This is a genomic window from Helicobacter pylori (genome assembly GCF_003638305.1).
In the GTDB taxonomy this organism is placed as follows: Bacteria; Campylobacterota; Campylobacteria; order Campylobacterales; family Helicobacteraceae; genus Helicobacter; species Helicobacter pylori_DJ.
The window spans coordinates 1-776 of sequence record NZ_MVYP01000035.1; the positions used below are offsets into that span (position 1 = coordinate 1).

The window sequence follows — 776 nt, forward strand, 5'->3', positions numbered from 1 at the left end:
ATATTGATATTTACGACTTCACGCATTACCTTTTAATGGCCAATAGAGAGCCGAACGAAAATAACCCCACCTTAAAGCGCTTGATAGAAGCCGTGAAGGACATGCAAAAAGAAAGCGAGAAAGGGATTAAAAAACCAAAAATTGAAACGCCTAGCGAATGGGGAGAGAATTATAGCGAGTTTAAGGGCGATGGTTTAGGAGCGATTAACAAGCTATTAGAAACTAAAAAAGGATTTGTAGCAGGAGCGTTCTATAAAGAAGGCTTAGGGGATATTGATCTAGTTTGGGGTAATAAAGATTACGGGTTAGAACACATCTTAAAACGCCGAGAAGAGCAAGCCAAAAATCAAGGACTAAACGAAACAGAAGCTAAAGAATACGCCATGAGCGTAGTTAAAACGATACCGGAAGTTATAGAGAAAGGCGTTAAGGTAGAACGAAACGGCAGAATGGCTATTGAATACCAAAATATAAGAGTAGGTTTAAAAGATAATTGGAAAGGAGAAAAATTACCTAATCATTGGGTGATAACAGGTTATGAAAAAAGGTCAGAGAATAGTGAAAGTTTATATACATCTCCACTAATCACAAAGGGTGAGACTCTACCCTTAAACTCTAACAAACCTAATCCTACCACAAAAAAATTAAACAAGGATTAAAAAATGAATTACCCTAATTTGCCTAACAGCGCTTTAGAGATAAGCGAACAACCAGAAGTTAAAGAAATCACAAACGAATTGTTAAAGCAATTACAGAGCGCGCTAAATTCTAACAGA

1 protein-coding gene is annotated in these 776 nt (G+C 36.7%); it reads left to right on the forward strand.

Translation table 11 applies throughout. From position 1 onward, the window contains the following. On the forward strand, nucleotides 1-659 hold a 659-nt coding region (locus EAL04_RS07855; protein WP_120974487.1), incomplete at its 5' end, for a DUF3519 domain-containing protein. Nucleotides 660-776 lie beyond the last annotated feature (117 nt).